The organism is Streptococcus parasanguinis, assembly GCF_001074805.1.
GTDB lineage: Bacteria > Bacillota > Bacilli > Lactobacillales > Streptococcaceae > Streptococcus > Streptococcus parasanguinis_A.
This window is the reverse complement of sequence record NZ_JUPI01000152.1, coordinates 1-5081: the sequence shown is the minus strand read 5'-3', so window position 1 is coordinate 5081 and position 5081 is coordinate 1. Positions and strand designations below refer to the sequence as shown.

1 tRNA gene and 3 rRNA genes are annotated in these 5081 nt (G+C 49.6%); all 4 read left to right on the top strand.

The features are described from left to right. The first annotated feature begins 188 nt into the window (after positions 1 to 188). Positions 189 to 1736 (top strand): 16S ribosomal RNA (locus ADI76_RS10655). A gap of 53 nt (positions 1737 to 1789) precedes the next feature. Continuing rightward, positions 1790 to 1862, top strand: a tRNA-Ala gene (locus tag ADI76_RS10650). Positions 1863 to 1986: 124 nt separating this feature from the next. Then, a 23S ribosomal RNA gene (locus ADI76_RS10645) occupies positions 1987 to 4886 on the top strand. A gap of 79 nt (positions 4887 to 4965) precedes the next feature. Next, a 5S ribosomal RNA gene (gene rrf, locus ADI76_RS10640) occupies positions 4966 to 5081 on the top strand. Together the 16S, 23S and 5S rRNA genes with 1 tRNA gene alongside form the textbook arrangement of a ribosomal RNA operon.

Sequence of the window (5081 nt, the reverse complement as noted above, 5' to 3'; positions counted from 1 at the left end):
AAAAAGTATTGACAGTAAGTCCAGGTCATGATATACTAATATAGTTGTCGCGAGAGAGCGACAAAGACCTTTGAAAACTGAACAAGACGAACCAATGTGCAGGGCACTATAACTAAGGTTATAGTAACTGAACAATAAAAAAACAATAAATCTGTCAGTGACAGAATGAGTTTAAGACAAACAATTATTTTAATGAGAGTTTGATCCTGGCTCAGGATGAACGCTGGCGGCGTGCCTAATACATGCAAGTAGAACGCTGAAGCTTGGTGCTTGCACCGAGCGGATGAGTTGCGAACGGGTGAGTAACGCGTAGGTAACCTGCCTGGTAGCGGGGGATAACTATTGGAAACGATAGCTAATACCGCATAACAGTCGACATTGCATGATGTTGATTTGAAAGGGGCAAATGCTCCACTACCAGATGGACCTGCGTTGTATTAGCTAGTTGGTGAGGTAACGGCTCACCAAGGCGACGATACATAGCCGACCTGAGAGGGTGATCGGCCACACTGGGACTGAGACACGGCCCAGACTCCTACGGGAGGCAGCAGTAGGGAATCTTCGGCAATGGACGGAAGTCTGACCGAGCAACGCCGCGTGAGTGAAGAAGGTTTTCGGATCGTAAAGCTCTGTTGTAAGAGAAGAACGAGTGTGAGAGTGGAAAGTTCACACTGTGACGGTAACTTACCAGAAAGGGACGGCTAACTACGTGCCAGCAGCCGCGGTAATACGTAGGTCCCGAGCGTTATCCGGATTTATTGGGCGTAAAGCGAGCGCAGGCGGTTAGATAAGTCTGAAGTTAAAGGCTGTGGCTTAACCATAGTACGCTTTGGAAACTGTTTAACTTGAGTGCAGAAGGGGAGAGTGGAATTCCATGTGTAGCGGTGAAATGCGTAGATATATGGAGGAACACCGGTGGCGAAAGCGGCTCTCTGGTCTGTAACTGACGCTGAGGCTCGAAAGCGTGGGGAGCAAACAGGATTAGATACCCTGGTAGTCCACGCCGTAAACGATGAGTGCTAGGTGTTGGGTCCTTTCCGGGACTCAGTGCCGCAGCTAACGCATTAAGCACTCCGCCTGGGGAGTACGACCGCAAGGTTGAAACTCAAAGGAATTGACGGGGGCCCGCACAAGCGGTGGAGCATGTGGTTTAATTCGAAGCAACGCGAAGAACCTTACCAGGTCTTGACATCCCTCTGACCGCTCTAGAGATAGAGTTTTCCTTCGGGACAGAGGTGACAGGTGGTGCATGGTTGTCGTCAGCTCGTGTCGTGAGATGTTGGGTTAAGTCCCGCAACGAGCGCAACCCCTATTGTTAGTTGCCATCATTCAGTTGGGCACTCTAGCGAGACTGCCGGTAATAAACCGGAGGAAGGTGGGGATGACGTCAAATCATCATGCCCCTTATGACCTGGGCTACACACGTGCTACAATGGCTGGTACAACGAGTCGCGAGTCGGTGACGGCAAGCTAATCTCTTAAAGCCAGTCTCAGTTCGGATTGTAGGCTGCAACTCGCCTACATGAAGTCGGAATCGCTAGTAATCGCGGATCAGCACGCCGCGGTGAATACGTTCCCGGGCCTTGTACACACCGCCCGTCACACCACGAGAGTTTGTAACACCCGAAGTCGGTGAGGTAACCATTTGGAGCCAGCCGCCTAAGGTGGGATAGATGATTGGGGTGAAGTCGTAACAAGGTAGCCGTATCGGAAGGTGCGGCTGGATCACCTCCTTTCTAAGGAAAAGGAAACCTGTACGTTGGTCTTGTTTAGTTTTGAGAGGTCTTGTGGGGCCTTAGCTCAGCTGGGAGAGCGCCTGCTTTGCACGCAGGAGGTCAGCGGTTCGATCCCGCTAGGCTCCATTAACACTTTAGTAGTGTTAAGTTTGAACATTGAAAATTGAATATCTATATCAAATAGTAACAAGAAAAATAAACCGAAACGCTGTAAATATTTAAAGAGTTTAGGTCGTAAGACCAAAAATAAGGTTAAGTTAATAAGGGCGCACGGTGGATGCCTTGGCACTAGAAGCCGAAGAAGGACGTGACAAACGACGAAATGCTTTGGGGAGCTGTAAGTAAGCGACGATCCAGAGATGTCCGAATGGGGGAACCCACTAGCTAATGGCTAGTACTCCTATCTGTTAAGGATAGGTAGAGGAAGACGCAGTGAACTGAAACATCTAAGTAGCTGCAGGAAGAGAAAGCAAAAGCGATTGCCTGAGTAGCGGCGAGCGAAACGGCAGGAGGGCAAACCGAAGAGTTTACTCTTCGGGGTTGTAGGACTGCAATGTGGACTTAAAGATTATAGAAGAATGACATGGGAAGGTCAGCCAAAGAGAGTAAGAGCCTCGTATTCGAAATAGTCTTTATACCTAGCAGTATCCTGAGTACGGCGGGACACGAGAAATCCCGTCGGAATCTGGGAGGACCATCTCCCAACCCTAAATACTCTCTAGTGACCGATAGTGAACCAGTACCGTGAGGGAAAGGTGAAAAGCACCCCGGGAGGGGAGTGAAATAGAACCTGAAACCGTGTGCCTACAACAAGTTCGAGCCCGTTAATGGGTGAGAGCGTGCCTTTTGTAGAATGAACCGGCGAGTTACGATATGATGCGAGGTTAAGTTGAAGAGACGGAGCCGTAGGGAAACCGAGTCTGAATAGGGCGCATTAGTATTATGTCGTAGACCCGAAACCATGTGACCTACCCATGAGCAGGTTGAAGGTGAGGTAAAACTCACTGGAGGACCGAACCAGGGCACGTTGAAAAGTGCTTGGATGACTTGTGGGTAGCGGAGAAATTCCAAACGAACTTGGAGATAGCTGGTTCTCTCCGAAATAGCTTTAGGGCTAGCGTCGACATTGAGATTCTTGGAGGTAGAGCACTGTTTGGGTGAGGGGTCCATCCCGGATTACCAATCTCAGATAAACTCCGAATGCCAATGAATTATGGTCGGCAGTCAGACTGCGAGTGCTAAGATCCGTAGTCGAAAGGGAAACAGCCCAGACCACCAGCTAAGGTCCCAAAATAATTGTTAAGTGGAAAAGGATGTGGGGTTGCACAGACAACTAGGATGTTAGCTTAGAAGCAGCTATTCATTCAAAGAGTGCGTAATAGCTCACTAGTCGAGTGACCCTGCGCCGAAAATGTACCGGGGCTAAAACAATTTACCGAAGCTGTGGATACCTTTATAGGTATGGTAGGAGAGCGTTCTATGTGTGGAGAAGGTGTACCGTGAGGAGCGCTGGAACGCATAGAAGTGAGAATGCCGGTATGAGTAGCGAAAGACAGGTGAGAATCCTGTCCACCGTAAGACTAAGGTTTCCAGGGGAAGGCTCGTCCGCCCTGGGTTAGTCGGGACCTAAGGAGAGACCGAAAGGTGTATCCGATGGACAACAGGTTGATATTCCTGTACTAGAGTATGTAGTGAAGGAGGGACGCAGTAGGCTAACTAAAGCGTGCGACTGGAAGTGCACGTCTAAGCAGTGAGGTGTGAATTGAGTTAAATGCTTAATTCTATAACATTGAGCTGTGATGGGGAGCGAAGTTTAGTAGCGAAGTTAGTGACGTCACACTGCCAAGAAAAGCTTCTAGCGTTAATCATACTCTACCCGTACCGCAAACCGACACAGGTAGTCGAGGCGAGTAGCCTCAGGTGAGCGAGAGAACTCTCGTTAAGGAACTCGGCAAAATGACCCCGTAACTTCGGGAGAAGGGGTGCTGACTTTATGTCAGCCGCAGTGAATAGGCCCAAGCAACTGTTTATCAAAAACACAGCTCTCTGCTAAATCGTAAGATGATGTATAGGGGGTGACGCCTGCCCGGTGCTGGAAGGTTAAGAGGAGTGCTTAGCGTAAGCGAAGGTATGAATTGAAGCCCCAGTAAACGGCGGCCGTAACTATAACGGTCCTAAGGTAGCGAAATTCCTTGTCGGGTAAGTTCCGACCCGCACGAAAGGCGTAATGATTTGGGCACTGTCTCAACGAGAGACTCGGTGAAATTTTAGTACCTGTGAAGATGCAGGTTACCCGCGACAGGACGGAAAGACCCCATGGAGCTTTACTGCAGTTTGATATTGAGTGTCTGTGCCACATGTACAGGATAGGTAGGAGCCATAGAGATCGGGACGCCAGTTTCGATGGAGGCGATGTTGGGATACTACCCTTGTGTTATGGCCACTCTAACCCGGATAGGTGATCCCTATCGGAGACAGTGTCTGACGGGCAGTTTGACTGGGGCGGTCGCCTCCTAAAAGGTAACGGAGGCGCCCAAAGGTTCCCTCAGAATGGTTGGAAATCATTCGCAGAGTGTAAAGGTATAAGGGAGCTTGACTGCGAGAGCTACAACTCGAGCAGGGACGAAAGTCGGGCTTAGTGATCCGGTGGTTCCGTATGGAAGGGCCATCGCTCAACGGATAAAAGCTACCCTGGGGATAACAGGCTTATCTCCCCCAAGAGTTCACATCGACGGGGAGGTTTGGCACCTCGATGTCGGCTCGTCGCATCCTGGGGCTGTAGTCGGTCCCAAGGGTTGGGCTGTTCGCCCATTAAAGCGGCACGCGAGCTGGGTTCAGAACGTCGTGAGACAGTTCGGTCCCTATCCGTCGCGGGCGTAGGAAATTTGAGAGGATCTGCTCCTAGTACGAGAGGACCAGAGTGGACTTACCGCTGGTGTACCAGTTGTCTCGCCAGAGGCATCGCTGGGTAGCTATGTAGGGAAGGGATAAACGCTGAAAGCATCTAAGTGTGAAACCCACCTCAAGATGAGATTTCCCATGATTTTATATCAGTAAGAGCCCTGAGAGAAGATCAGGTAGATAGGTTAGGAGTGGAAGTTGTGTGAGCAATGGAGCGGACTAATACTAATAGCTCGAGGACTTATCCAAAGAGTCAGAAGATATTGACAACGTGAGTTTAACTTGTTAGAATATAGATATTCAATTTTGAATGTTTAAACATTCAGAGTTAAGTGACGATAGCCTAGGAGATACACCTGTACCCATGCCGAACACAGCAGTTAAGCCCTAGAACGCCGGAAGTAGTTGGGGGTTGCCCCCTGTGAGATAAGGTAGTCGCTTAGC